This window comes from Sphingobacterium kyonggiense, assembly GCF_039536825.1.
Classification (GTDB): domain Bacteria; phylum Bacteroidota; class Bacteroidia; order Sphingobacteriales; family Sphingobacteriaceae; genus Sphingobacterium; species Sphingobacterium kyonggiense.
Map to the genome: position 1 here is coordinate 1 of NZ_BAAAZI010000015.1, position 24,240 is coordinate 24,240.

Consider the following 24,240-nt stretch of genomic DNA (forward strand, 5'->3'; position numbering starts at 1 on the left):
CTCTCCATTGTAGAATGAAGTGTGAGATCGTGACCATTTATAAATAAACGGAAACGTATCTATTAATTATTTAATATCTGTCGCCGTTCCGGATCTGATTTGAATTGACTTATAAAAATCTCATTCTTCAGCTTTCGTCTTTCGACTACTCGCTGCGCTACATGATCATAAAAACTTAAAGAACTTCTCGCCTCCGCTTCGCGCTTCGGCCTTGTATATCATCCCCAAACGGGGCCGATCTGTCATTTTTCCTGCGGCTCCGGGCGTCGCGCCCTGTGCCGTTCCCCGTAGTTGGGACTGCAAAGGTAGAAGGTTTTTTCGGTTCCGCAAAATTTATTTTAAAATAATTTTTCGGTCGTTTTTCTCGGTCGATCGTCGTGCGGAATCCGCCTTTCCGATCATCCTTTCCTTCCCTTGTTTCAGTGGCCGTATGGCCGTCCCTCCCTTGCGGAGTGGTGCAAAGATAGGGACTTTGGAACCGTATTTCCAAGACCCAGGGTGAACATTTTTCTCGGTAACGCCGTAACTCGCTAGACTATTGGGAGATAATTTTATCCAGATGGACCGAAAATGTGCAGGATATGCCGCAATATGGTCGGAAGCCTGTCCAGGGGCAGCTTTTGCAGGGAAGGGAATATCCATTATCCTTACTCCTGATTGCTTTCTGTCACCGTCCTATCGGGAATGTGCTTCTGGGCGGATTCCGAGGGGTTCTGTTCGACACACCTTCGGATCTCCTTCGGAACTCGTTCGGAACTCCTTCGGATCTCGTTCGGTTCAGACCGAACGAGATCCGAACAAGATCCCTAGAAGATCCGAGAGAATTCCTTGGGAGATTCGAAGGAAAACGGGGGAAATTAGGGGTTGGACATGAATTATAGTGGGGTCATTATATTATCCAGGTCATTAATATGATATTATTGAAAGGCTGACTATCACTTTTAACAAAAATGCAGACAGCGTAAAACTGATTCAATCTAATAGAATAGATTCTTACAAAACAACCAAAACAAGATAACTCGACAATAAAAAGCATTGCTAGGCATCAAGGAGATGGTATAAGTAATAGGAAGAAAAATCTAAAGCCCCGAAAACAAGAAAGTAGTGATGGAATTGGAAAAGCTCAGAATACAAGACCAGATAATTTAAACACTGAATATCACCAAACCTACTTTATATCATTTAACATAAGGAGGAGATAAAGAAAGTCATTCTGCAGAGCGAATTTGTGAAAAATACCCTTATTGGGGTATGGTGAACCTAAAGGTATCTCTATAACTTTAGTAACCAACCAATTAATTAACAGCAAGATGAAGAAGCTCCTATTTTTGATTGTTTTAATATGTATTGCAATTCAAGCCAAATCGCAAGCTAGTCGGAAGGACAGTACGGCATTACCACTTTATAATTTATTTCAATTGGCAAAATATATGAATGCCAAAGGGCTGAAGAATCATCAAATGGATCAAGTTTATTACACCTTGACAAGTATACTCGACCGATCACAGCGATCAAAAACAACAGAAGAATCATCCCAAAAACTAAGATTAAATTTCATAGAGGATTATGATGCATTGAAAATCAATATTATTAAAAAGGATATTAACAACAACATTTTCGATATACCTAGTGTTGAAAAAAAACTTCAACTTAATCCTAACTCGACAAATAAACATAGGAAAGATTTGCTTCAAGAGGTAATTACTCATGAGCAAAATGTCAATAAACTAAAGGAGGAAAATCAAAAGTTACCTATACTTTCTAATTTAAAAGGAAAGTTGGATGGGCATCAATTCACTTTAGCTAGATTAGATTCAGTAAAATCTAAAACGGAAATTGATAGTATAAGAAAAGTTGTCCAAAAAGATATAGATGATATAAAAAATCAGAACATTCACCCTATCAAAGGTCTGACATTGAATGATACAGTTGTTAGTTTACAAAAGTCCATTGCTGATACAATTAGCAAACATGAAAAAACTCGAGATTCTTTAATATCGATGGTTGACTCATTTAGCACGAAATCGGCCCCTCATATAGCAGAATATGCTAAGGTTATTTTTAACGAAATAAAAAAATCTAATAAGACCTCCTTATTATTGGATTTCAGTTCCCAAGGTTTTGAGAGTTCCTCAGAAAAATCGACTCAGATTATTCAGGTTCAAAGTACTATTCAGCAGGCCGAGCAGAATAGCCGGTCTTCCTTTTCCTTACCCTCGGAGTCGGATTTGATTCAAGCGATGGCCATTTTCTTGGCGAACCGAGCAAAGCAAGAGACAGTTATATGGTTTTTGGATCGATTAAAGCAGGACATCAACAATCCATTTGTATATGATGCCTTTCCCAACACCCATAAAATGTTAATACAACAGACCAATTTTAACAGTCCAGATTTTGGTTCAGCATGGCGATTGGCCTTTGCGGAAGATTTCATTCATTTACCATCTAATTTAATTGCAAGCGATTGGATCGATCGAAATTGGTCTGGAAGTAAGAAAAAATTAGATGAATTGAAAGTAACCGTTGGCTTAGGGCAACAATTACTGCAATTGGTTCATAAACAGTATTCGTATCGTGACATCATCAAGCACTTTCATTTGAACCCAGCTGTTCCAGATACTTCCAAACTAAATTACATCAATCAGATATTCGACAATCTGTATATTCTCACCAATGAATTCTTTATGATTGACAATGTGGATACGAAGCCTACTTATCGATTGCTAAGTTATGAGGAACTGTCCAGTCTCACAGAAGAAGAGATAAACACCTTATCGTCTTTGATAGAAATAAAATATGGGAGTTACTTCAAGACAAAGAAGGGTCAGTTTCCGGACCTAAAAAACCTTAGCAGTTTATTATTGACCCTATCGCAGTTTGACAAGATAGCGAAGCAAGATCAGGGCGGTCAGGAATCCGGACAAAAGAACAATTTCTGGGAATTTATGGATCAAAACATCCTACAGATTAAAAACACATTTGAATTTAAACCTGAAGAAGTACGTGTGATCGATAATTTTAAATCTGCCCTTTCGATTTATAAACATATTTACCAGAAGAACTTTGATGTTGCCTTGGATACCTTATTGGGTATTTTACAAAAAGAGGTTTTCAAACAAGGTATTTCTGTAAACATTCACACATCTGGAAAGATTGATTTGATAGAAATGGGTTCTGATGGTGTGGAAAAAGATATATCCACCTTGAATAAAAAAGGAAGGTTTAAGCCCAAAGAGGAAATAAAACTTAAAATAAAGGATGGGAAAATCACTATAAACGACAATTTTCCAATAACTATTGAGGATGCACGAAAAGCTATTAAATTTCTGAAATATGCTTCTACAGCCAATAAAAAAGACAAAGAAAATATTATCAACCTGGCTATACAAGATTCCAAAAATGAATTTTGGTATAAATTAGTTGACTTATTAAATCCTGATTTGAACTCAGGAGGGAAGAAAGATAGCACGCAAATATACGATTATGATAGATTAGTATTGATTGGTTTTTTGATTGACTTTATGGATAATCCGATGGAAGCCCTACGAACTCCTATTTACAGTGAATATGCCGCGGAGGTTAGCAATGACTATTTAAAGAATAGAGGATTACATCATTTAGCGAAATTAAAACAAGTCACCAGTTTCTTTTCGGATATTTCGAACAGTACGGATGAGAAGAGTTTGGCGGCTGCGATTGATCGCAATGTATTACCGGCGACCTCTTATCGGATGAAGCGGGAGTCCAAATTCAGCATCAGCATCAACGGTTATGTCGGTCCATATGCAGGGATGCAATGGGTCTTAAATTCACAAACAGATTATAACAATGGTTGGATTTATGGGATTACCGCCCCAGTTGGTTTCACCTTTTCAGGTAGTAACCAGGGAATCTTTCTTCAAGTTCTGGATCTAGGCAATTTGGTGAATCAATATTTATGGCAGAGTGATCCGGAGATTGATGAGGAAAAGCTGAAAGTTCGTCAAATTATTAGCCCTGGTATTAATTTCATGAAGTACCTAAAAAACAGTCCATTTGTATTTTTTGTTGGAGCGAATTATGTCATGACAGAAACTACAGAAAAGCCAAAAGGATCTTTAAACCTATTTCAATATAAGGCGGGAATTCAAGTCGATATACCCATCATAAATCTGAACCGATAATTTTTTCATTAACATTTAAAACTAATCCTCAAAAGATAAAGCATGAGATTTCCAGTGGATTTGAGGTTGAAGGCCAATAGCGGGGCAAGCTGCTTGCCTGGAATGGTTCAATTCTAGGCGCTTCGTCTGTTGCATAGATTGCATTTCGAACTCATAATTTATTTACACTAAAAAAGGGAGGCCATTCCACAGCCTCCCTAAACTAACGAAGTAAGCAAGGCTTACTTCCACCCTCCACCTAATGCTTTATAAAGCACAATTTGATTCAATAATTTTTCTTTTTGCACATCCACTTGCGCCACTTGCGCGGCAATGGTGCCTTTTTGCGCGGTGATAATATCCAAGTAATTAACTCGTCCAGCCATAAATAAGGCTTCGGCAGCAACAATGGCTTCCTCCAAGGCCTGGGTCTGTGCCTGCACATGCACTTCCCTTTTCACGATAGCATCTTGGGTTTTTAATGCCAAAGACACCTCGTTGACAGCTTGCATGACCTGTTTCTCATAAGACAAGAAATGAATACCGTACTCCGCTTTCATGGATTCATATTGTGACTTCAATTCGCGCTGTTTGAAGATTGGCATGCTAATTCCGCCAAAGAGGCCATAAGTAACAGACTTATCGAGCGTAAACAATTTGTCCAGGCTGAACGATTGCAGCCCCAGGTAGGGACTAATAGCAATAGCAGGCAAAAAGGACAACCTGGAAGCTTCTAGGTCATGTTGACTAGCCTTTAGTTCCAAGGTAGCTTGACGAATATCCAACCTGTTATTTAGCAATTCCGAAAGGGAGCCAATTTGCAGATCTTGAAAAAGAGCTTGCTGACCATTGACATTATCCATTCTACTGATGGGTTGATAAACACGACCGATTAAGTTATTAATCTGATGTTCGTAGGACAGGATATCCTGCTCGGCGAGTTCCCGATTGGCTTTAGACTCGGCGAGAATGGAACGGAATTGTTGTACCGCCAATTCGTCAGCCCTACCGGCATCCTTCTGCGCCTCGATGATTTCTAAGGCACGTTCGTGCAATTTGATATTCTGTTCATAGACTTGGATCTTTTGATCCAAGCTGATTAATTCATAATAAGCAGAGGCAATACTAGCCACGAGTTCTGTTTCCAACAGACGCTTTGTTTCGTGTTTGGCTAGGAACTGTGCAAATGCAGCCTCTCTCCTATTTCGAAGTTTCCCCCAGAGGTCAATTTCCCATGAAGACCTCACCCCTACAAAATAATCGGGGATAAAAGGTTCTGGGATTTTCTCATCTGCATTCAGATTTTCGGAGAAATTAGAATCGTAGTTACCGATTCCGGATTCGGTATAATGACCATACTTACGGAGTCCGGCTTCCACCGCCGCTTCTAAAGAAGGCAGACCAGCTGCTTTTCGCATTCTGAAATTTGCTTGTGCCAATTCAATTCGATGTATCGTTTGGCGGACATCGTGGTTATTTTTCAGTGCCGAATCTATAAGTGAGATTAATTTGGCATCTGTAAACACATCTCGCCAAGGCAAATTCGCCAAGGTTTGTGCAGAGTCTGTCATTAAATCGGTAGCATTTGCTTGGATAGTGGTATCCAACTGCTTTTCACTTGTTTTGTTTGGAACAGCACAAGACCCCATAAATGCTATTACAGCTACAGCAACAACTGCTTGTTTTAGTTTCTTGGTTTTATTTCTTTTAAAAAAAAAGATTAATATAGCCCAAAGTGGCTAATAAAGAGTAGTTTACAAGAACCGAAAGTGCTATCGGTAACGATTTAGTAATGGTGCTTACTGCACTCGCTTTCATCTGATTACCTTGTAAATCATTATTGCAAATTTAATAAAAAAAGGGTTAAGTCGTAGTGTACTTAACCCTTTTTCTGCTTTTCCAATATACATCAAAAAGCGTAATTGGAAATAAATCTTTCCCAATATGGGGACACAATGTGATAATGGTTTACATATTATTTCCAAGTTTTGGTATATCAATTAAAATGTGGTTCCGAAACAAGTAGTGATAACTTTTAACAGACTAAGCTATGGAAATCGTGTTGAACAAAATATTATCGGAAATTCAGCGTCAGGAAGATATGCTATCTTCTCAAATGATGCAAACTGCGGATGAGGCTTACCAAATGACCTTATTCTTAAAGGAAATGCTGTTTACTATAAAGATGAAAGTCTTGCAGACCGGATTTAAGGACGAACGGCAGGAAATCAATTTTTTCAAGAATATCAAACCGCAGATTTTAGGAAAACTTATTTATTACAATAAGGTATTCCGTATTGAAACCACCTGTCCTGTAAGTACCGGGAGAATACATCAAAGCTATTTTGAAAACCAACTGAAAATCCTGAAATCCGAATATAAGGAAAGCATATCCAATGAAGATTTTTACAGGTACTACCGTGCAGGCAGAACAGACCGTGACCACAGTTATTTCAGGCTCGGAAAAGTCAATTACCACGATGGTTTAAAGAGTGCCGTATTTGAAATTGACCTTAGCTTTTCAACCTACTACGATAACAAAGTTGCCCACATTATAGCCAATGAATTACTCTATACTTTTTTGCTTACCAAAATCAATCCTGAAAAAAATCCCGATACCATTTTAATGAACGGGGATGCAAGCAAAGACATTTCGTGGACTAATTCACAAAATGCACTGATAGAATTGATTTACGCCCTGTATGCTTCCAATTCTATTGCATACGGTAAAATAGGCATCAGAAAATTAGCTCTGATTTTTCAAATCTTATTCCGAACGCCCTTGAACGATATACACCATTCTTTCCACCGAATGAAAACAAGGGCAGGCTCCCGGACGGCGTTTTTAGACCAACTCAAAATTTCCCTCGAAGAGTATATGGATAAAGACCTTTAGCCGTAACAGCAAAAGTGTTTCAAAGCAGTACATTTTGTGTACTGCTTTTTTTGTCCATATCTGCCAATTGGCAAAAGTTGGCAAAAAGCTACAACAAAATAACTGAAACACGCTAAAACCCTTATTAAACAAGGATTTTCCTCATTGCAAAAAAAAATCAAAAAAGTGCCAAACCAATGGGTAAGCATTGGCAGACAAACACTGCCACACTTCTGAATTTTGCCCTGTGAACATTAAACAGCAGTGCAATGAATATTATAACAGTTGACGAAGAAGTGTGGAAGCACCTCAATGAGCGGTTGAAAGCCATTAGCGAATATATCCTCAAACTGGAAGATACAAGCTACGATAGCTTATGGCTCAACAACCACGAAGTCTGCCAGTATCTCCACATCAGCGAAAAAACGTTGTGGCGTATGCGCACCAACGGGCAGATAGCTTTTTCAAAAATGTACGGGCAGTATTACTATACGATTGGTGCTATCAAGGAAATGCTCAACGCTAACGCCGTGCAGACGACCGATGAATATGTGGAGCAGCTTATGGCGAAAGGCAAAAGCTATATCGAGAAAGGCAGAAAGCTGAAATCAGGTAATCATTAAAAGCGTACCCGTATGAATATCGACAAAATGGAATTTGTGGCGTGGATGGAACGCATAATGGACAGGCTGGACATTCTTGGCAACCACATAGACGATTTACAAAAGAAGCGCAACAGCATAGACGGCGAAGAGTTACTGGATAATCAGGATTTATTGCAAATGCTGAAAATCAGTAACCGTTCCCTGCAACGGTATCGCTCCATAGGTAAGCTCCCTTATTATACCATTAGCGGAAAACTGTATTACAAGCTATCCGATGTGCATCAGTTCATCAGGGAAAGTTTTAACCCTCCGTTACCTAAACTGGATGCCAATAAGTGACAAACGCTGCCTTTGAGTGCCACATAAAGCAAATCAGTGAAGGCTTCCTTTACATTCGATCGTGAAATTTTGAAATTTTCAGATTATGAGCGAAGAAACAACTAATAAACAGGAAATGCCCGAACAGCTTTCGGACATCTTACTCGTACTGGATAAAGAGAAAATGAAAATCCAGGCAGTAAAGAGTATAGACGAAAACGGGAAAATGGAAACCGTTGACCCCACGAAGAAAAATCAAAACCAGTTTATGCGTGTGGATAAAAGCGGTGATTTCTTTTCCAACTTCTTTTCCAATTTTTTCAGCCAGTTAAAGAACCCTACAAACTTTACTTTCTTCAAAGTGCCTGCCTCGGTTGCTGCTGAAAAAGCAGAGGAATTACAAAAGCACGTAGATAAGCCCACTCCACAGGGCGAAAAAGTGCTGAAAGAACACGAAGTGAAAGCAGAACCCCAACCCGATAAAAAACAAGAAAATCAAAATAATATGGCAACAGCACAAACAACAACGGAAACAAGCGAATATCGCTACAAGCCGGAGCAGATTGATTGGGACACAATGAAAAACCTCGGATTGAGCAAAGAGTATCTTGAAAAAAGGAACCTGCTCGACCCTTTGTTACGAGGTTATAAAACCAATGAGCTTTTACCGATAGGTATCAACCTCGGGGGCTCGATCCTCCGCACGGATGCCCGCCTGTCTTTACAGCAAGCGGAAGACGGCAATGTTATCGTGGCAATACACGGTATCAAAAGAGAACCTAACCTCCACTTTGAATTTTTCGGTCACAAGTTTACGGACGAAGACAAGAAAAACCTGCTCGAAACGGGTAATATGGGGCGTATCGTCAATTTGGTAAACTCCAAAACAGGCGACCTGATGCCGTCTATTATCAGCATTGACAGGCTGACCAATGATGTGATTGCGCTACACACGGAGTTTATCAAAATTCCCGATGAAATTAAGGGCGTAAAGCTGAATGACGAACAAAAACAAACTTTAATGGAGGGTAAACCACTCTATTTAGAGGGTATGACTTCCACGAAAGGAACGGAGTTTTCGGCAACGGTACAATTCAATGCGGACAAACGATATGTTGAGTTCCTGTTTGACAGAAGCAACAACAATCAGCAAGCGCAAACGAACCAACAGAACACCCAACAAAGCAACCAGCAAAGCCAACCGCAGGAAGCTCCAAGAACTTTCAGGGGCAAAGAACTGGATGATGAGCAGTACAATAAGTTCAAAGCCGGACAAACCATATACGTTGAACTGAAAGATAAAAAAGACCAACCGTATAAGGGTTATATCACTTTCGATAAAGATACCGGAAAGACCAATTTTGAGTTTCCCGGTCAGTACAAAGCACGGGTAGAACCTGCCGAAACCCATAAAACGCAGACTGCCGTCAATTCGGAGGGTAAAACCAACGAAGCGACCAGGAACGTCCAAGAGCCTTTGAAGTCCGGGCAGCAAAGACCGAAAAACGAAAAGCAGCAGGAACAACAGGACAACAAGCCTGCAAAATCCAAAGGCAGAAAAATGTAATACAGTATGAAAACAATCATTGCAGAAAAACCAAGCGTAGCAAGGGAAATAGCCGGACTTGTGGGAGCATCCGATAAAAAGGACGGCTACCTGACAGGTAGCGGCTATTTTGTTACGTGGGCATTTGGTCATTTGATAGGACTGGGAATGCCCGAAGACTACCGGATTTCGGGATTTGACAAAGCATCCCTGCCAATATTGCCCAACCCCTTTTTATTGACCGTTCGCAAGGTCAAAAAGGACAAAGGGTACACCGCCGATACTGGCGCATTAAAGCAACTGAAAGTCATTGAGCAGCTTTTTAAGCAAAGCAACAGCATCATCGTTGCTACCGATGCAGGTCGTGAGGGCGAACTCATTTTCAGGTACATTTATGAATACCTGAAATGCAACAAACCTTTTGAACGCCTTTGGATAAGTTCGCTTACCGAAAAGGCAATAAAGCAAGGCTTCGACAACCTGAAAGACGGAAAAGAATTTGACGGGCTGTATCAAGCAGCGCAAGGCAGAAGCCGTGCCGACTGGCTTGTAGGCATCAATGCTACACAGGCATTGAGCATTGCCGCAGGAAACGGCATTTATTCGCTCGGAAGAGTACAAACGCCCACACTGGCTTTGATATGCAAACGCTACCTCGACAATAAGAATTTCACGGTAAAGAAATACTGGCAGATACAATTAACGCACAACAAAGCCCAGGTTGATTTCAAAAGTATTTCCGCAACCAAATGGGACGAAAAGCAACTTGCTGATGATACCCTTAAAGCTATTCAGCGTGGCGCAACGGCAACCTTTACATCAGTAGAAACCAAAAGCGTTACAGAACAACCGCCCTTGCTTTTCGACCTGACAGGCTTACAAAAGGAAGCCAACAAAAGGCTGAAATTATCTGCTGAAGCAACGCTCAATATTGCGCAAAGCCTGTACGAAAAGAAGTTTATCACGTACCCACGTACCGGGAGCAAATACATCCCTGAAGATATGTGGGCAGAAATTCCAAACCTCGTGCGGGCATTGCAAAATCGTGAGGATTGCAAGCAAGCCCTTACCAAAATCAAATGGGGACGGTTCAACAAACGTATCGTGAATGACCTCCGTGTAACGGACCATCACGGTTTGTTGATTACGGACAAAGTGCCGTCCGTACTTAATGCAGACGAAAACAAGATTTACAATATGATTGCGCTTCGCTTGCTTGAAGCCATATCGCAAGCCTGTGTCAAAGAAATAACCGATGTATCATTACAGGTATTGCATTACGACTTTACGGCAAAAGGCTGTAAAATTCAGGAAGCGGGTTGGCGTTCCATAAAAGGAAGTTTTACCGATGACGGCGAAGAGCCAGTGCAGGAATTACCTGAACTGCATAAAGGCGACGAACTTGCCATAAAGGAAGCCGCCGTTTTGGAAAAGCAGACCAAACCGCCAGTGCTTTACACCGAAGCCGGGCTTTTGTCGGCTATGGAAACCGCAGGGAAAGAAATTGAGAACGAAGAAGAGCGCAAAGCCCTCAAAAATATCGGTATCGGTACCCCTGCAACAAGAGCCGCCATTATCGAAACCCTGTTTACCCGTAATTATATCCAACGGGATAAACGTTCTTTAATCCCTACAGAAAAAGGATTACAGGTGTATGGGCTTGTTAAAGACCGGAAAATTGCGGATGTGGCAATGACCGCCGAATGGGAACTGGCATTGCAGAAAATCGAAAATAACGAAGCGGATGCCGGAACGTTCCAAAAGGAAATGGAAACCTATGCCAAATCTATTACTGATGAATTGCTGCAAACCTCTATTGCAAGCACTAACCAACCCAATCTGACCTGCCCGAAATGCAAAAGTCAGCAGCTTATTATCCGTGACAAGATTGTGAAATGCCCTGATGAGGCTTGTAACTGGGTACAGTTCCGCACCGTCTGCGGTGTACAAATCAGTATCGAAAATGTAACAAGCCTTGTCAATAAAGGCAAAACCTCTCTTATTAAAGGAATGACAAGCAAAGCGGGAAAGAAATTCGATGCTTACATCATTCTGAAAGAAAACGCTGAAAGTTCCTTTGAGTTTGAGAAAAACAAAAGCAGTAAACGCAATGGAAAATAAACCGTCAATCGTACCCAAAGAAATCAGGAACCTGATTTATACTATCCGGGGCAAACAGGTAATGTTGGATAGCGACCTCGCTGCCTTATATCAGGTAGAAACAAAGAACCTGAACAAAGCCGTTAAACGGAATATTGAGCGTTTTCCTGTATCATTCTGCTTTCAACTGACCGAAGAGGAAGTTGAAAACTTGAGGTTCCAAATTGGAACCTCAAGTTTAAATTACGGTGGCAGGCGTTATTTGCCCTATGTTTTTACCGAACAGGGCGTTGCAATGGCATCTGCCATACTCCGGTCTGATATAGCCGTTAAAATGAGTGTGGAAATAATGGAAGCCTTTGTAGAAATGAGGCGTATGCTTATCAGCAACGCTTCTTTGTTTCATCGTTTGGATAATATCGAATTAAAGCAACTGGAAGCCGACCAAAAATTTGAAGAGATTTTTAAGGCTTTGGAAAGCGACAAGCTGCACAGCGAAAAAGGCATTTTCTACAACGGGCAGGTATTTGATGCCTACACCTTTGTTTCCGATATTATCCGAAGTGCCGTAAGCTCAATTATCCTGCTTGATAATTACGTGGATGATACGGTGCTTATTTTACTGGGTAAGCGTAAAAACAATGTAACCGCTACAATCCTTACCAAAAGCATCAGCAATCAGTTACGGTTAGACTTACAACGCTACAATAGCCAATATCCTCCAGTAACTATTGAGGTTTTCTCCGATGCCCACGACCGATTTTTGATTATTGATAATGCAGAACTCTACCATATAGGAGCATCACTCAAAGACCTGGGCAAAAAATGGTTTGCGTTTTCAAGAATGGATATTGAAGTCGGCAGGATGCTCCAAATCTTAAATAATGAATAAAAAACCTCTGATAATTCGGAGGTTTTTCGCTAAATAGGTTATACTCACAAATTTAGACAAGTAGCTTTCTAAAGTAAATTATTAAGCTTCTCTTATTTACAACAGCTATTTCCTGCTTGTATTGGCGGGCATTTTACAGTACCATAACTGCAATACACACAACAATCCCCCTGTAATGGTTTTAATCTTGTTTTGCAATTTTCACATTCATAAAAATACTGGCAAGCATCTGTTGGCATTGTTTCCTCTTTTTTGTGTCCACAGTTTGGGCAAGTTATTATTGATTTTAATTTAATTTCCATTATGATATAACTTTACTTTTTAGTGATTTATAACCTGTCGAATTGATAGCTTTTTCGATTTCGGCAATACTTGTTTGCTTGTTGTCAAACTTAACAATAGCGTTGCCTTTCTCATAGGAAACGACAACTTCGATAATTCCTTTTAGTTTGCTAATCTCTGTTTTAATATGATGTTCACAACCTGAACAAGTCATCCCTTTGATTGTAAACTCAACTTTCTGGATTTTGGAAGTTTGGGTAATAATTGCTTTACTTTCGGTCTTTGGAAAAAAGATGTGGGCATAAAGGGGAAATGACAAAAGTAAAGCCGCCATAACAGTAATAATTCCTAAAAATGATTTTGTTTGCATAAAATTCGGTTTTTCATTTATTTCACATTCACAGTCAATTTGCTTTTTGGGTTTCAACTTTTGAAACCAAGCAAAACCAAGCACTAAAATTGTCAAGCCAATAAAATATGGTCGGAAAGGTTCGAGCCAAGAAAAGGTTGAAGCAATCCCGCTTGTCCCTGCTATTAGAGCTAAAACAGGCGTAATGCAACATAATGACGCAGCAATTGCTGTAAAAAGTCCAGTGCCGATTAGTTTGTTGTCCGTTTTCATATAGTTTATAAAATTTTATTATCATCAAGTATTTCAAAAAATGGGGTCAACATTTTTTCATACTCTTTTGTCAATGAATAAAAAATAGTTTGTGCTTTTCTTTCCGTTTCAATTAGTCTACGGTCTTTGAGCTTTCGTAAATGTTGAGAAATTGCAGAAATTGTCATACCGAGAATATCGCTTAAATCACAAACACATAGTCGTTTTTCTTCATAAATCAGAAACAGGATTTTCAGTCTTACATTGTTTCCCGCCAATTCAAGTCCATTCGACAAATAGTCAAACGAACCGTGAAGTTCTGAAACTCGTTCTTTACAGCGATTGATTTGTTTAATGTCCGCCTGTTGTCTTATACAAGAAGTACTATCCATGTTGCAAATATAGTTAATTTGCTTATTTAAGCAATTGCTAAAATACAAAAAGTTAAAACCGGCTTGGTTGAACTGTTTGTTCCTACTGTATATTTTCGTAAAAGGTTAGTAAATTTCCGTATAAGTCCAAAGTTGCAAATTCTCTTGTGTCGTAGTAAGTGGTTTCTATTTCGGTTTTTTCATTGTGTAATACTTCCTTTTCTTTTAGTTCTTTATACAGTTCGTCAATGCCTTTTATTTCAATCCGGCAACTGTGTGTACCTGCCAAAAAACTTTCCGCTCCGCTACTAATCGGTTTGAGAAATAAAAAAATACTTTTCCATTTCCAGCTATAATTACAGGAAGCCCATAAATGTAAGTCTATACCATTCCTAATTAATATTGCAAAGGTTTCTTCCATATGTCTGCAATCAAAGCCCAATCGGGCTTTATAAAAGGCAACTGCTTTTTCAATATCCCGAACAGGAAATGCAGGTATGGTCTTTATTAGTTTTATCATTTTCGCGATATTATTTTAATTATTGAACCTTATATTTTTTGTACATCTGTTGAAATCATATTGCCATTTCATAACTTTTGCTTGTTTCTAACTGTAATACTTCTTCTTTAACCATAAACTTGCACGTACTAATAGAATTAGTACCGGAACTTCTACCAACGGTCCTATAACGCCTACAAACGCTTGTGGGGAATGAATACCGAAAACGGCTATTGCTACCGCTATTGCCAATTCAAAGTTGTTTCCTGTGGCTGTAAATGCGATGGATGCGTTTTTGTCGTAAGGAACGTTTAAAGATTTATTGATAAAGAAGCTGACAAAAAACATTAGTACAAAATAGATGATTAACGGTATGGCTACTTTTACTACATCCATTACTTCATTATAGCCATACGTATATTATTTTTTAAAACCTTTTTGAAGCTCCTGCTATGTACCTAATTATTTTAACATTTGATTTGGAAAATAGAAATAAAGGCAATACTTTTAAAGTGCGAGTAAAAAAGTTAAAATGCCCTATTTATATAGTGCCAAAGCAATGAGGTACTGTATATACGGCGGTGGCTTTTGTGTATAGCAGACTATTATAGGACTACCATACGGTAAGCCTATTGCTGTATATACTTTTTGGTGCAGGAGCAACAAAAAGGAAATGGTTTAGCACCGCATTAAGGCGGATGGGTTATGGCGGTATGTACAAATTTCGTTCTCATAAATAATATTTTATGTGGTTATGGAACGATGTTTCGGGAGTGTAAAGAATTCTTTGCAGAAAAAGCAAGGAGCGGTTTCACACTTTCAATCCGTGGGTGTCCTACGACCCTTACAAATAAATTGTTTGCAATTGAAAGCTTACGTGAAAACCGCTCGCATGCCGTATGCAAAAGTAAGAAACTTTTTAGACATGGAGCGATTTCACGATACTCTCGTCTGCAATTTTAGGACTTTACGGAACGAGAAATCATCGTTTTAATTGCCCATGAAAGGCTAATTATCAATTCGCTATTACAAATATATAAATATTTTTTAAATGTGGCAATAAAACCACAAATAATTTTTAATGGAAAATAATTTTACCAAAAGCTTTGAAAAAATTGGGCAGCTAATAAGAAATAAAAGACTAGAAAAGCGACTAACACAACAACAATTAGCTGATAGAATCCCAAAAACTGATCGCGCTAAAATCAGTGATATGGAAAATGGAAAAGAAGATTTTTATTTTTCGACTCTACTGAAAATATGTGATGCTCTTGAAACAGATATTGAGTTCTTTTTAAAAGAAAAATAACTATAAAGGTTTATGAAATTTCCTACTCCGGAATACGATAAAATAAAAGTAACGGTGGAACAAACATTTAACGAAGCAGGAACTAAAGTTATAAAAAGCGAAGTTATAAAAATTGAACCCATAAAATAAAGCATTCAATTTAAACGAGATAACACAAAAAAGAGTTACTTTTAAAGTAAATAACTTTTATTATGAAATGGTCTGCAAAACCCATAATACATAAAGAAGAAAAACGTATCGGCGTGTATTTTGAAAAAGATGCAGATTTGATTGCTCGCATTAAAAAACTTGAAGATGCCCGATGGAGCCAATCTCTAAAAGCTTGGCACCTACCAGATACGGAAGAAAACAGAATTTTATTTAAAATCCCTTTACAATCGTTACGCTTACCCTCAGATGAGGGGTTGGTGCAAATAGCCCGTTTTAAGCAATGGCTACGTTCTAAACGATATAGCGAAAACACCATTAATACCTACAGCGAAGCCCTAAAATCATTTCTGGTATTTTATAGAGATAAAGCAATTTGTGAAATTACAAATGAAGATGTGATTATTTATAACAACGAGTATATTTTAAAAAACAACCTTTCCTCATCGTATCAAAATCAAATTGTGAACGCCATTAAATTATTTTTCCGTACGATATTAGAAACTAAAATTGAGATTGATAAAATTCATCGTCCAAGAAGAGAAAAAAAACTACCAAATGTTTTAAGCAAAGAAGAAGTGAAAGCTATTTTAAACGCTCACAGCAACATCAAGCACAAAACAATCCTTTCCCTTATTTACAGTTGCGGTTTACGTTGTGGCGAATTATTGGCTTTACAACCATTTCATATCGACTCTAAAAGAAATTTGGTTTTAATAAAAAACGCTAAAGGTAAAAAAGACCGTATAGCTCCTTTGTCTAGAAAAATTTTAGAAATGTTACGAGAGTATTATAAAGTATACAAACCAACTACATACTTATTTGAAGGACAAATAAAAGGACAACCTTATGATGCACGTAGCTTGCAACTTATACTGAAACATGCTTTGCAAAAGGCTGGAATTACAAAACCAGTAACTTTACATTGGTTAAGACACAGTTTTGCAACCCATTTATTAGAGAGCGGTACCGATTTACGGTACATTCAAGAGTTATTAGGACACAAAAGTAGCAAGACAACCGAAATTTACACACATGTGAGCACAAAAAATATCCAACAAATTAAAAGTCCGTTTGATGACTTATAAGAAAAAAGCGATATATTTGAGATGGAAATAATGCGATATAAACCTTCGCTAATCTACCTTTTTTTAGGTGTATACACGAAGGTTTGTTTCGCCTATATACTAGTTGGTGGTAATTTAAGACAGTCTCTCAAATTTCAACCTTGAATCTTTGATATCATTAAAATTTTCGACAGCCCATCCAACAAGATTTTTAATATGAGGAATCAAACTTTTACCTCTTTTTGTTAGTTCATATTCGACACGCGGAGGAATAACCGGATGAACCTTACGCTTCACTAATCCATCTGATTCAAGCCTTTTTAATGTTGTTGAAAGCATCTTTTGAGAAATCGAGCCAATGGCTTTATGAATCTCATTAAAACGAAGCAATCCTTCTTCATCTAAAATAGATAAAACCAACATAGACCATTTGTTCCCAATATGGTTTAGCACATTACGTATAGGACAATTCTCGATATCCGAATATTTGTTTAACATTTTTTCATCCATAACTTACTGTAAATCAGTGTTTATAACTTTTTTGTAATTAGCTTACCATTTGGTAAGCTCTTTATTTCATCGATAAAATTAAGTATTTTTGCTTACTTAAAGTAAGTTAATATAAAAAATATATCTAAAATGAATGTACTATTATTAGGCGCAACAGGAAGATTGGGAAGTGAAATACTAAAAAGATTAATAGATGAAAAAATTGAGACTACAGCTCTTGTCAGGAACCCCGATAAATTGAAACTAAATTCAGAACACCTAACAGTTGTAAAGGGAGATGTTACTAATTCAATAGACCTAAATAAAGCAATGAAGAGTGTTGATGTAGTAATAACTGCATTAAATATTTCAAGGAAAAGCGACTTTCCTTGGGCTAAACTTCGTACCCCTAAAACATTGCTTTCTGACACGATGAAAATTTTAGTGGACTTGGGTGAAAAAAACGACATTCAAAAAATAATAACCATATCAGCTTGGGGAGCAAATGAATCTAAAAATGACCTACCAATGTGGTTTAAATGGCTAATTAATAACAGTAATGTCAAATATGGTTATGAAGACCACGAGAGACAGGAAAATATACTTGTAAAATCAGATGTAGATTGGATGATAATTAGACCTGTGGGATTAAGTGACTCTCAAAAAAATAAAAAAGCTAACATTTCGACAGATTCAAAGACCTTTGGCTTATTGGTAGCCAGAAAGACCGTTGCAAATTTTATCGTTACAAATTTAAAAGGCAATCAATTTGTTAAGAAGATAGTTACTATATCTTAAATTGAATAATAAAAACTACCACCAACAACGTATATAAAAAACAGCGGTTTAGGTGCTTTCTTTAAAGTTGGTTTTGTAAATTTATCGTCAGTAATAAACCGAAAAGTTAGTGCATAAAAATCCGCTACTTTTCATATACAAGACCGTTATACACAAGCAAAACGAACACTTTTAGATTGTTCTTCGATAATTGAATAATGCGATATAATTAACAAGCATAACTAAAAGACCTAAACCTACAATAATTGCAGAGTGTATTAAATTAAGTTCTATAAACTTTTTATTTGCTCCTGATAAAATTGAATACCAAAGAATAGGGCAAAATACTCCAATCAATATAATATTACGTCCTGTTTTTATACCTAACTTGAATGACAGAATTCTGTCATTCAAGTTTTTATTGGTATGTGATCTAGTCTTTCCCTTAACTGCGTCAAAACATTTTCTTCCTATAAAAGAATAAGGACAAGCTTTGAAAAGGAAGTTAATAATATTTTTAAAAGATCTCATAAATTTCACTTTAAAAGAAAAAGTAAAAGATAAAACCTCCAACAATCGCCATTGTCATAACCGAAAGAATAAATGCCATTATTGCTTTTGGTTTTAACATTGAAGAGATGAGTGCTATTTCAGGTAAACTAGCACCCGTTCCGCCAATTATTAAAGCAATTGCCGCGCCCATACTCATACCTTTCACAATAAGTGCTTTTAATATAGGAATAGCCATCTCAATTCGCAGATATAGAGGAACACCAATTCCTGCCGCAATAGGGATAGCAAGTGGACTATCATTTCCTAGATATTTTTGAATCCAAGTATCTGGCACAAATGCTACTAAAGCAGCACTTATAACCGCCCCAATTAAAACATATGGAAGTATACGTTTGAACAATGCCCAACCAAACGAAAATGCCTCATTCAATTTCGGATTAGATTCACCACATACGCTATTTGATGAAGTACCGCAACTTGCAACTTGTTGAGATGAATTATTATTTGATGAAGTACCGCAACTTGCAACTTGTTGAGATGAATTATTATTTGATGAAGTACCGCAACTTGCAACTTGTTGAGATGAATTATTATTTGATGAAGTTCCACAACTTACAACCTGTTGAGATGAATCTTCAACATTAGTGTCTTTGGAATCTAGGTTGATTCTTTTAACTTCATTCTTAATCGATGTTTTTCCAAAAAGAGTTCCGAATAAAACCGAACCGATAAAAACAATGAGAAAGTAAACCAATGCAACTTTCCACCCAAAAACACCAAAAATAAAACCTACCACAACAAAATTTGCCAATGGCGCTGAAAGTAAAAAAGAAAAAACCATAGCAAATGGTGCTCCCATCTCTACCATCCCCATTGATACTGGAACCATAGAGGCACTACAAAATGGTGTGGGAAGACCTAGCAATGCCCCCATTAAGCCACCAAACTTACCTGTTTTTGATAATCTCTTCTGAAGTTTCTCTTGTGGAACAAAGGCTCTTATTAAACCAGTAACAACCGATACCAATGCAATAATAATTACTAAACCTACACCTACATGTAAAAACTCATCTAATGCTAAACTTAATTTTTCGTTCATGATATTTATTCTTAAATTTGTAAAAAAACTATTCCTATTTATTTTTTAATCAACTAATTCTATTTATAATTATCACGTCTATCTGATAATCATCTACTTATTCATTTACACTTTAAATCCTTCTTTCAAGTTTTTTTGAAAAAATTAATTTAATCCATTTTCTTATTTTTTTGTCATGATATTTATTTTAAATATTAGTAATACACATGCGCTTATCTACATATGTTGTGGTAAAAAAAAACCTTTTGCTTATTTTCCCATCCCTATAAAAATGATTAGTTCGTTCATTCTTGAATTCATATGCTTAGTTAGTAACAATTTAATTTTGGTTTTTTATGTGTTCTATCCTTATTACTCGTACAACCTCTTAAAACAATTACCAAAATCCATTATATTTTTTTTCATTCATAATATTCATTCCAAATATTAGTAATACATATGCATTTATCCACATATGTTATGTTCGTAAAATTCAATTACATATTTTTCCCAATGGCTAAGAAATATGTTGATTATTCTCTTTAATTATCACGCTTAGCCAGTAGTGATTTACATTTATTTATTTCCTTTTTCATTTGTGCGGTAGGCATTGCTTTTATAGCTTCTTGAACCAAGTGCCTAAATTCACTGGTAATTGGAGTTAAATTATAATAAACCCATTTACCATCTCCCACATCCGAAATTAAATTCGCCTCCTTTAATATTTTTAAATGTCGAGATACATTATACTGGTACTCATCCAGTACCTCAACAATTTCTGAAACACAAACTTTTTCATCAATATTTGTAAGCAACCAAATGATTTTTAATCTTTTGGTATCCGATAAGGCTTTAAATACTTTAATGCATTCATCCATCTTTTCAATACAATAAACATATGCGTTAATGCGCATATAGAAAGCGATGCAAATATATAAAAACTTTTTAATTTATTAGTTTTTATCTAAAAAAGATTAATAAAGCCTAAATCGGCTAATAAAGAGTAGTTTACAAGAGTGGAGAACTCTATCGGTAACGATTTAGTAATGGTGCTTACTGCACTTGCTTTCACTTGATTACCTTGTAAATCATTAATGCAAATGTAATAAAAAATGGGTAGAGTACATTAGTGCTTTACCCATTTTTTCGCCCTTTCCTTTCTACTGAAATATCAATAAAATCTCCCCACTGGGGGTATTCTGTGATATTGGTTTCAATATTATTCCCAAATTTTGGCATATCAACAATAGATGCAGCTCCGAAACAAATTGTGAGAACTTCTAAACGACTATGCTATGGAAATCGTGTTGAATAAGATATTAGCGCAAATTCATCATCAGGAAGATAAATTTTCTTCTCAAAAGATGCCAACGGCGGAAGAGGCTTATCAAATGACCCTGTTCCTAAAGGAAATGTTGTTCAATATAAAAGCCCAAGTCGTACAGGATGGATTTACAAATGAACAGCAAGAAATTGACTTTTTCAAGAACATTAAACCACAAATCTTAGGGAAGCTCATTTACTATAATAAAGTCTTCCGCATCGAAACTACCTGCCCTGTGAGCAATGGCAAAATACACCAAAGCTATTATGAGAACCTATTAAAAACCCTCAAATTACAATATAAAGAAACTATTTGCAATGAGGATTTTTACAGATACTACCGTGCAGGCAGAATAGACCGTGACCATACTTATTTCAGGCTCGGACAAATCAATTACCACGATGGATTAAAGAGTGGTGTATTTGAAATTGACCTTAGCTTTTCAACATATTTTGATAACAAAATAGCCCACATTATAGCGAATGAATTACTTTATACTTATATGCTTACTAAAATCAGCCCCGAAGAAAATCCAGATTTGATTTTATTAAATGGAGAAGCAAACAAGGATATTTCGTGGACAAATTCTCAAAATGCACTTATCGAACTGATATATGCTCTTTATGCTTCTAATTCCATTGCACACGGAAAAATCGGCATCCGAAAATTAGCTTTGATTTTTCAAGTGCTATTCCGAACTCCCTTAAACGATATACATCACTCTTTCCACCGAATGAAAACAAGGGCAGGTTCCCGAACGGCATTTTTAGACCAGCTCAAAATATCCCTCGAAGAATATATGGATAAAGACCTTTAGCTACATTAAAAAACGGTATGTCCAGAGCAGTACACAAAATGTACTGCTTTTTCTTTGCCCATATCTGCCAATTGGCAAATGCTCTCAAAACTTCATTACAAAATATCCAAAATCCCCTAAAATCCTTATTAAACAAGGGTTTTCACTAATTGTAAAAATTTTCAAAAAACCGCCAAACCAATTGGCAAGGCTTGGCAGACAAACACTGCCACCTTTCACAATTTTGCATAGCGAACTTTAAAAAGCTGTGCAATGAAAATAATAACCATTGAAGAAGAAGCGTGGCAACAGCTAAACAGCCGTATCAATGCCATTGCCGACTACCTGAAAAGATTGGATGATAGAAGCTATGATGACCTGTGGGTCAATAACCACGAGGTATGCCAATACCTGCATATCAGCGAAAAGACCTTATGGCGCATGCGCACCAAAGGCGAGATTGCTTATTCAAAAATCTACGGTCAGTATTTCTACACCATAGGAGCAATTAAGGATATGCTCAATGCCAATGCCATACAGAGCAGTGATGAATTTGTGCAGGAGCTTATGGCAAAAGGCAAAAGCTATATCGAAAAAGGCAGAAAGCTAAAGGCAGACAAAAAATAGGTATGAACCCTTAAAGTATATTCCTATGAATATTGACAGAATGGAATTTTTGGCGTGGATGGAACGCTTAATGGGTCGCCTTGATATACTGGGCGATAATATAGACGAGTTGCAAAAGAAACGCAACAGTATAGATGGCGAGGAACTGCTCGATAATCAGGATTTGCTTCAAATGCTGAAAATAAGCAACCGCTCTCTGCAACGGTATCGCTCCATTGGCAAACTACCTTATTATACGATAAGTGGAAAATTGTATTACAAGCTATCTGATGTACATCAGTTCATAAGAGAGAGTTTTAACCCTCCCTCAAAATGAACGCCAATGAAAGACAAAGGCTGCCTTTGAGTGCCAAATTGAGCAATACAGCCAACGCTTCATTTACATTCGGCAGTGAATTTTTAAAACTTTCAAAATATGAGCGAAGAAATCACAAACAAACAGGAAATGCCCGAACAATTATCGGACATATTATTGGTGCTGGATAAAGAAAAAATGAAAATCCAAGCCGTAAAGAGTATTGACGAGAACGGAAAAATGGAAACCGTTGACCCCACGAAGAAAAACCAAAACCAGTTTATGCGTGTGGATAAAAGCGGCGACTTTTTTTCCAACTTCTTCTCCAATTTTTTCAGCCAATTAAAGAACCCTACCAATTTTTCATTCTTCAAAGTGCCTGCACCTATTGCAGTCGAAAAAGCACAGGAAATGCAAAAGCAGGTAAATAAGCCCACTCCAGAAGGCGAAAAAGTGATGAAAGAACACGAAGTAAAAATAGAGCCGCAACAGGATAAGAAACAAGAAAATCAAAATAATATGGCAACAACACAAACAACACAGCAAGCCAGCGAGTACCGCTACAAACCGGAGCAGATTGATTGGGACACAATGAAAAACCTCGGATTAAGCAAGGAATACCTTGAAAAAAGAAACCTGCTTGACCCTTTGTTACGAGGTTACAAAACCAATGAACTTTTGCCGATAGGCGTTAACTTCGGAGGTTCTGTTCTTCGCACAGATGCCCGATTGTCTTTACAGCAAGCCGAAGATGGAAATGTTATCGTAGCAATGCACGGTATCAAAAAAGAACCCAACCTGCATTTTGAGTTTTTCGGACACAAGTTTACCGATGAGGACAAAAAGAACCTGCTCGAAACAGGTAATATGGGGCGTGTGGTTAACCTGACCAATTCCAAAACGGGCGAACTGATGCCATCCATTATCAGCATAGACAGGCTAACCAATGATGTAATTGCCTTACGGACGGATTTCATAAAAATTCCCGATGAAATTAAAGGTGTAAAACTGAACGATGAGCAAAAACAAACTTTAATGGAGGGTAAACCGCTAAAGTTAGACGGTATGATTTCCACGAAAGGAACGGAGTTCTCGGCAACGGTCCAATTCAATGCAGACAAACGTTATGTGGAGTTCCTGTTTGACCGCAATAATTCCAACAGGCAAACTCAAAGCAACGGTCAAACTCAAAACAATCAGCAAAGCCAGCCGCAGGAAGCTCCAAAAACATTCAGAGGTAAAGAATTGACCGATGATCAACATAAGGATTTCAAAGCCGGTCAAACCATCTACATTGATGGATTGAAAGATAAAAAAGGGCAACCATATCAAGGTTATATCACTTTCAATAAAGAAAATGGAAAAACCAATTTTGAATTTCCAAATCAATATAAGGAAAGGATAAAACCGACCGAAGCCCATAAAACGCAAACTGCTGTCAATTCGGAAGGTAAAACCAATGAGGCCACCAAGAACATCAAAGAGCCTTTGAAGTCTGGTCAACAAACACCGAAAAATAAACAACAGCAGGAACAACAGGAAAAGCCCAAAGCTCCAGCAAAAACCAGAGGCAAAAAAATATCTTAA

The 24,240-nt window shown here is 37.4% G+C and carries 23 protein-coding genes and 1 pseudogene; 14 read left to right on the forward strand and 10 right to left on the reverse strand.

Annotation, left to right across the window (positions count from 1 at the left end; all coding sequences use genetic code 11):
• The first annotated feature begins 1,310 nt into the window (after nt 1–1,310).
• Nucleotides 1,311–4,163, forward strand: a complete 2,853-nt coding sequence (locus ABD676_RS16610; protein ID WP_344675865.1) for a hypothetical protein — start codon at nt 1,311–1,313, stop codon at nt 4,161–4,163.
• 221 nt (nt 4,164–4,384) lie between these two features.
• Here the strand turns inward: ABD676_RS16610 and ABD676_RS16615 are convergent, their stop codons facing one another.
• On the reverse strand, nt 4,385–5,791 hold the full coding sequence (locus ABD676_RS16615; protein WP_344675866.1) for a TolC family protein: 1,407 nt from the start codon (nt 5,789–5,791) through the stop codon (nt 4,385–4,387).
• 401 nt (nt 5,792–6,192) lie between these two features.
• Between ABD676_RS16615 and ABD676_RS16620 the strand changes: the two genes are divergently transcribed.
• The 6 genes from ABD676_RS16620 to ABD676_RS16645 all read left to right on the forward strand — a co-directional run bounded on the left by ABD676_RS16620 (nt 6,193) and on the right by ABD676_RS16645 (nt 12,478).
• Nucleotides 6,193–7,038: an RteC domain-containing protein gene (locus ABD676_RS16620; protein WP_312716352.1), complete on the forward strand. Its 846-nt coding sequence runs from the start codon at nt 6,193–6,195 to the stop codon at nt 7,036–7,038.
• A gap of 248 nt (nt 7,039–7,286) precedes the next feature.
• Nucleotides 7,287–7,640, forward strand: a complete 354-nt coding sequence (locus ABD676_RS16625; RefSeq protein WP_013632656.1) for a helix-turn-helix domain-containing protein — start codon at nt 7,287–7,289, stop codon at nt 7,638–7,640.
• A 45-nt stretch (nt 7,641–7,685) separates the two neighbouring features.
• Nucleotides 7,686–7,961: a helix-turn-helix domain-containing protein gene (locus tag ABD676_RS16630; RefSeq protein WP_425565303.1), complete on the forward strand. Its 276-nt coding sequence runs from the start codon at nt 7,686–7,688 to the stop codon at nt 7,959–7,961.
• Nucleotides 7,962–8,046: 85 nt separating this feature from the next.
• Nucleotides 8,047–9,507 (forward strand): DUF3945 domain-containing protein, encoded by a 1,461-nt coding sequence (locus ABD676_RS16635; protein WP_312994851.1) that lies wholly within the window; start codon nt 8,047–8,049, stop codon nt 9,505–9,507.
• A gap of 6 nt (nt 9,508–9,513) precedes the next feature.
• Nucleotides 9,514–11,607 (forward strand): type IA DNA topoisomerase, encoded by a 2,094-nt coding sequence (locus ABD676_RS16640; RefSeq protein ID WP_312994849.1) that lies wholly within the window; start codon nt 9,514–9,516, stop codon nt 11,605–11,607.
• Nucleotides 11,597–12,478 carry an ORF6N domain-containing protein gene (locus ABD676_RS16645; RefSeq protein ID WP_162031335.1) on the forward strand — a complete coding sequence of 294 codons (882 nt, stop codon included), beginning with the start codon at nt 11,597–11,599 and terminating at the stop codon, nt 12,476–12,478. Before ABD676_RS16640 ends, ABD676_RS16645 begins: the two co-directional genes overlap by 11 nt.
• Before the next feature lie 92 nt (nt 12,479–12,570).
• Here ABD676_RS16645 and ABD676_RS16650 read toward each other — a convergent pair whose 3' ends face one another.
• The 5 genes and pseudogenes from ABD676_RS16650 to ABD676_RS16670 all read right to left on the reverse strand — a co-directional run.
• Entirely contained in the window at nt 12,571–12,780 is a 210-nt protein-coding gene (locus ABD676_RS16650) for a GDCCVxC domain-containing (seleno)protein (RefSeq protein ID WP_078704224.1), read from the reverse strand.
• Nucleotides 12,780–13,382, reverse strand: coding sequence for a mercuric transport protein MerTP (gene merTP, locus ABD676_RS16655; protein WP_003002375.1), 603 nt, complete (start codon nt 13,380–13,382; stop codon nt 12,780–12,782). The genes ABD676_RS16650 and merTP overlap by 1 nt, the downstream gene beginning before the upstream one ends.
• A 5-nt stretch (nt 13,383–13,387) precedes the next feature.
• Entirely contained in the window at nt 13,388–13,753 is a 366-nt protein-coding gene (locus ABD676_RS16660; protein ID WP_003002377.1) for an ArsR/SmtB family transcription factor, read from the reverse strand.
• Between the two features lie 82 nt (nt 13,754–13,835).
• Nucleotides 13,836–14,252: a bleomycin resistance protein gene (locus ABD676_RS16665; protein WP_003002379.1), complete on the reverse strand. Its 417-nt coding sequence runs from the start codon at nt 14,250–14,252 to the stop codon at nt 13,836–13,838.
• Between the two features lie 87 nt (nt 14,253–14,339).
• Nucleotides 14,340–14,627: pseudogene (locus ABD676_RS16670) on the reverse strand (arsenic resistance protein); the annotation flags it as partial.
• A gap of 685 nt (nt 14,628–15,312) precedes the next feature.
• Between ABD676_RS16670 and ABD676_RS16675 the strand changes: the two are divergent.
• Both ABD676_RS16675 and xerA read left to right on the forward strand, forming a co-directional pair.
• The gene (locus ABD676_RS16675) at nt 15,313–15,540 is read left to right on the forward strand and encodes a helix-turn-helix domain-containing protein (RefSeq protein WP_312715753.1); all 228 of its coding nucleotides are present in this window, start codon (nt 15,313–15,315) and stop codon (nt 15,538–15,540) included.
• Between the two features lie 191 nt (nt 15,541–15,731).
• Entirely contained in the window at nt 15,732–16,775 is a 1,044-nt protein-coding gene (gene xerA / locus ABD676_RS16680; RefSeq protein ID WP_312715751.1) for a site-specific tyrosine recombinase/integron integrase, read from the forward strand.
• Nucleotides 16,776–16,889: 114 nt separating this feature from the next.
• Here xerA and ABD676_RS16685 read toward each other — a convergent pair whose 3' ends face one another.
• On the reverse strand, nt 16,890–17,264 hold the full coding sequence (locus ABD676_RS16685; protein WP_344675867.1) for a winged helix-turn-helix transcriptional regulator: 375 nt from the start codon (nt 17,262–17,264) through the stop codon (nt 16,890–16,892).
• A gap of 129 nt (nt 17,265–17,393) precedes the next feature.
• Here ABD676_RS16685 and ABD676_RS16690 point away from each other — a divergent pair, with 129 nt between their 5' ends.
• Nucleotides 17,394–18,041, forward strand: a complete 648-nt coding sequence (locus tag ABD676_RS16690; protein ID WP_344675868.1) for an NAD(P)-dependent oxidoreductase — start codon at nt 17,394–17,396, stop codon at nt 18,039–18,041.
• A gap of 171 nt (nt 18,042–18,212) precedes the next feature.
• Here the strand turns inward: ABD676_RS16690 and ABD676_RS16695 are convergent, their stop codons facing one another.
• The 3 genes from ABD676_RS16695 to ABD676_RS16705 form a co-directional block, all read right to left on the reverse strand.
• Nucleotides 18,213–18,551, reverse strand: a complete 339-nt coding sequence (locus ABD676_RS16695) for a hypothetical protein (protein ID WP_150544843.1) — start codon at nt 18,549–18,551, stop codon at nt 18,213–18,215.
• Between the two features lie 10 nt (nt 18,552–18,561).
• Nucleotides 18,562–19,632, reverse strand: a complete 1,071-nt coding sequence (locus ABD676_RS16700) for a permease (protein WP_344675869.1) — start codon at nt 19,630–19,632, stop codon at nt 18,562–18,564.
• A gap of 521 nt (nt 19,633–20,153) precedes the next feature.
• Nucleotides 20,154–20,525, reverse strand: coding sequence for an ArsR/SmtB family transcription factor (locus ABD676_RS16705; protein WP_312715737.1), 372 nt, complete (start codon nt 20,523–20,525; stop codon nt 20,154–20,156).
• 381 nt (nt 20,526–20,906) lie between these two features.
• Between ABD676_RS16705 and ABD676_RS16710 the strand changes: the two genes are divergently transcribed.
• From ABD676_RS16710 to ABD676_RS16725, 4 genes are all read left to right on the forward strand, one after another.
• The gene (locus ABD676_RS16710) at nt 20,907–21,752 is read left to right on the forward strand and encodes an RteC domain-containing protein (protein WP_160813741.1); all 846 of its coding nucleotides are present in this window, start codon (nt 20,907–20,909) and stop codon (nt 21,750–21,752) included.
• Between the two features lie 252 nt (nt 21,753–22,004).
• The gene (locus ABD676_RS16715) at nt 22,005–22,358 is read left to right on the forward strand and encodes a helix-turn-helix domain-containing protein (protein WP_078798962.1); all 354 of its coding nucleotides are present in this window, start codon (nt 22,005–22,007) and stop codon (nt 22,356–22,358) included.
• A gap of 25 nt (nt 22,359–22,383) precedes the next feature.
• Nucleotides 22,384–22,674, forward strand: a complete 291-nt coding sequence (locus tag ABD676_RS16720; RefSeq protein WP_078798963.1) for a helix-turn-helix domain-containing protein — start codon at nt 22,384–22,386, stop codon at nt 22,672–22,674.
• Nucleotides 22,675–22,773: 99 nt separating this feature from the next.
• Complete coding sequence (locus tag ABD676_RS16725) at nt 22,774–24,240, forward strand: DUF3945 domain-containing protein (RefSeq protein WP_344675871.1); 1,467 nt, start codon at nt 22,774–22,776, stop codon at nt 24,238–24,240.

Coding starts and splice junctions, on each gene's coding strand:
- ABD676_RS16610 (WP_344675865.1), top strand. CDS start 1,311: ATGAAGAAGCTCCTATTTTTGATTGTTTTAATATGTATTGCAATTCAA.
- ABD676_RS16615 (WP_344675866.1), bottom strand. CDS start 5,791: ATGGGGTCTTGTGCTGTTCCAAACAAAACAAGTGAAAAGCAGTTGGAT.
- ABD676_RS16620 (WP_312716352.1), top strand. CDS start 6,193: ATGGAAATCGTGTTGAACAAAATATTATCGGAAATTCAGCGTCAGGAA.
- ABD676_RS16625 (WP_013632656.1), top strand. CDS start 7,287: ATGAATATTATAACAGTTGACGAAGAAGTGTGGAAGCACCTCAATGAG.
- ABD676_RS16630 (WP_425565303.1), top strand. CDS start 7,686: ATGGAACGCATAATGGACAGGCTGGACATTCTTGGCAACCACATAGAC.
- ABD676_RS16635 (WP_312994851.1), top strand. CDS start 8,047: ATGAGCGAAGAAACAACTAATAAACAGGAAATGCCCGAACAGCTTTCG.
- ABD676_RS16640 (WP_312994849.1), top strand. CDS start 9,514: ATGAAAACAATCATTGCAGAAAAACCAAGCGTAGCAAGGGAAATAGCC.
- ABD676_RS16645 (WP_162031335.1), top strand. CDS start 11,597: ATGGAAAATAAACCGTCAATCGTACCCAAAGAAATCAGGAACCTGATT.
- ABD676_RS16650 (WP_078704224.1), bottom strand. CDS start 12,780: ATGGAAATTAAATTAAAATCAATAATAACTTGCCCAAACTGTGGACAC.
- merTP (WP_003002375.1), bottom strand. CDS start 13,382: ATGAAAACGGACAACAAACTAATCGGCACTGGACTTTTTACAGCAATT.
- ABD676_RS16660 (WP_003002377.1), bottom strand. CDS start 13,753: ATGGATAGTACTTCTTGTATAAGACAACAGGCGGACATTAAACAAATC.
- ABD676_RS16665 (WP_003002379.1), bottom strand. CDS start 14,252: ATGATAAAACTAATAAAGACCATACCTGCATTTCCTGTTCGGGATATT.
- ABD676_RS16675 (WP_312715753.1), top strand. CDS start 15,313: ATGGAAAATAATTTTACCAAAAGCTTTGAAAAAATTGGGCAGCTAATA.
- xerA (WP_312715751.1), top strand. CDS start 15,732: ATGAAATGGTCTGCAAAACCCATAATACATAAAGAAGAAAAACGTATC.
- ABD676_RS16685 (WP_344675867.1), bottom strand. CDS start 17,264: ATGGATGAAAAAATGTTAAACAAATATTCGGATATCGAGAATTGTCCT.
- ABD676_RS16690 (WP_344675868.1), top strand. CDS start 17,394: ATGAATGTACTATTATTAGGCGCAACAGGAAGATTGGGAAGTGAAATA.
- ABD676_RS16695 (WP_150544843.1), bottom strand. CDS start 18,551: ATGAGATCTTTTAAAAATATTATTAACTTCCTTTTCAAAGCTTGTCCT.
- ABD676_RS16700 (WP_344675869.1), bottom strand. CDS start 19,632: ATGAACGAAAAATTAAGTTTAGCATTAGATGAGTTTTTACATGTAGGT.
- ABD676_RS16705 (WP_312715737.1), bottom strand. CDS start 20,525: ATGCGCATTAACGCATATGTTTATTGTATTGAAAAGATGGATGAATGC.
- ABD676_RS16710 (WP_160813741.1), top strand. CDS start 20,907: ATGGAAATCGTGTTGAATAAGATATTAGCGCAAATTCATCATCAGGAA.
- ABD676_RS16715 (WP_078798962.1), top strand. CDS start 22,005: ATGAAAATAATAACCATTGAAGAAGAAGCGTGGCAACAGCTAAACAGC.
- ABD676_RS16720 (WP_078798963.1), top strand. CDS start 22,384: ATGAATATTGACAGAATGGAATTTTTGGCGTGGATGGAACGCTTAATG.
- ABD676_RS16725 (WP_344675871.1), top strand. CDS start 22,774: ATGAGCGAAGAAATCACAAACAAACAGGAAATGCCCGAACAATTATCG.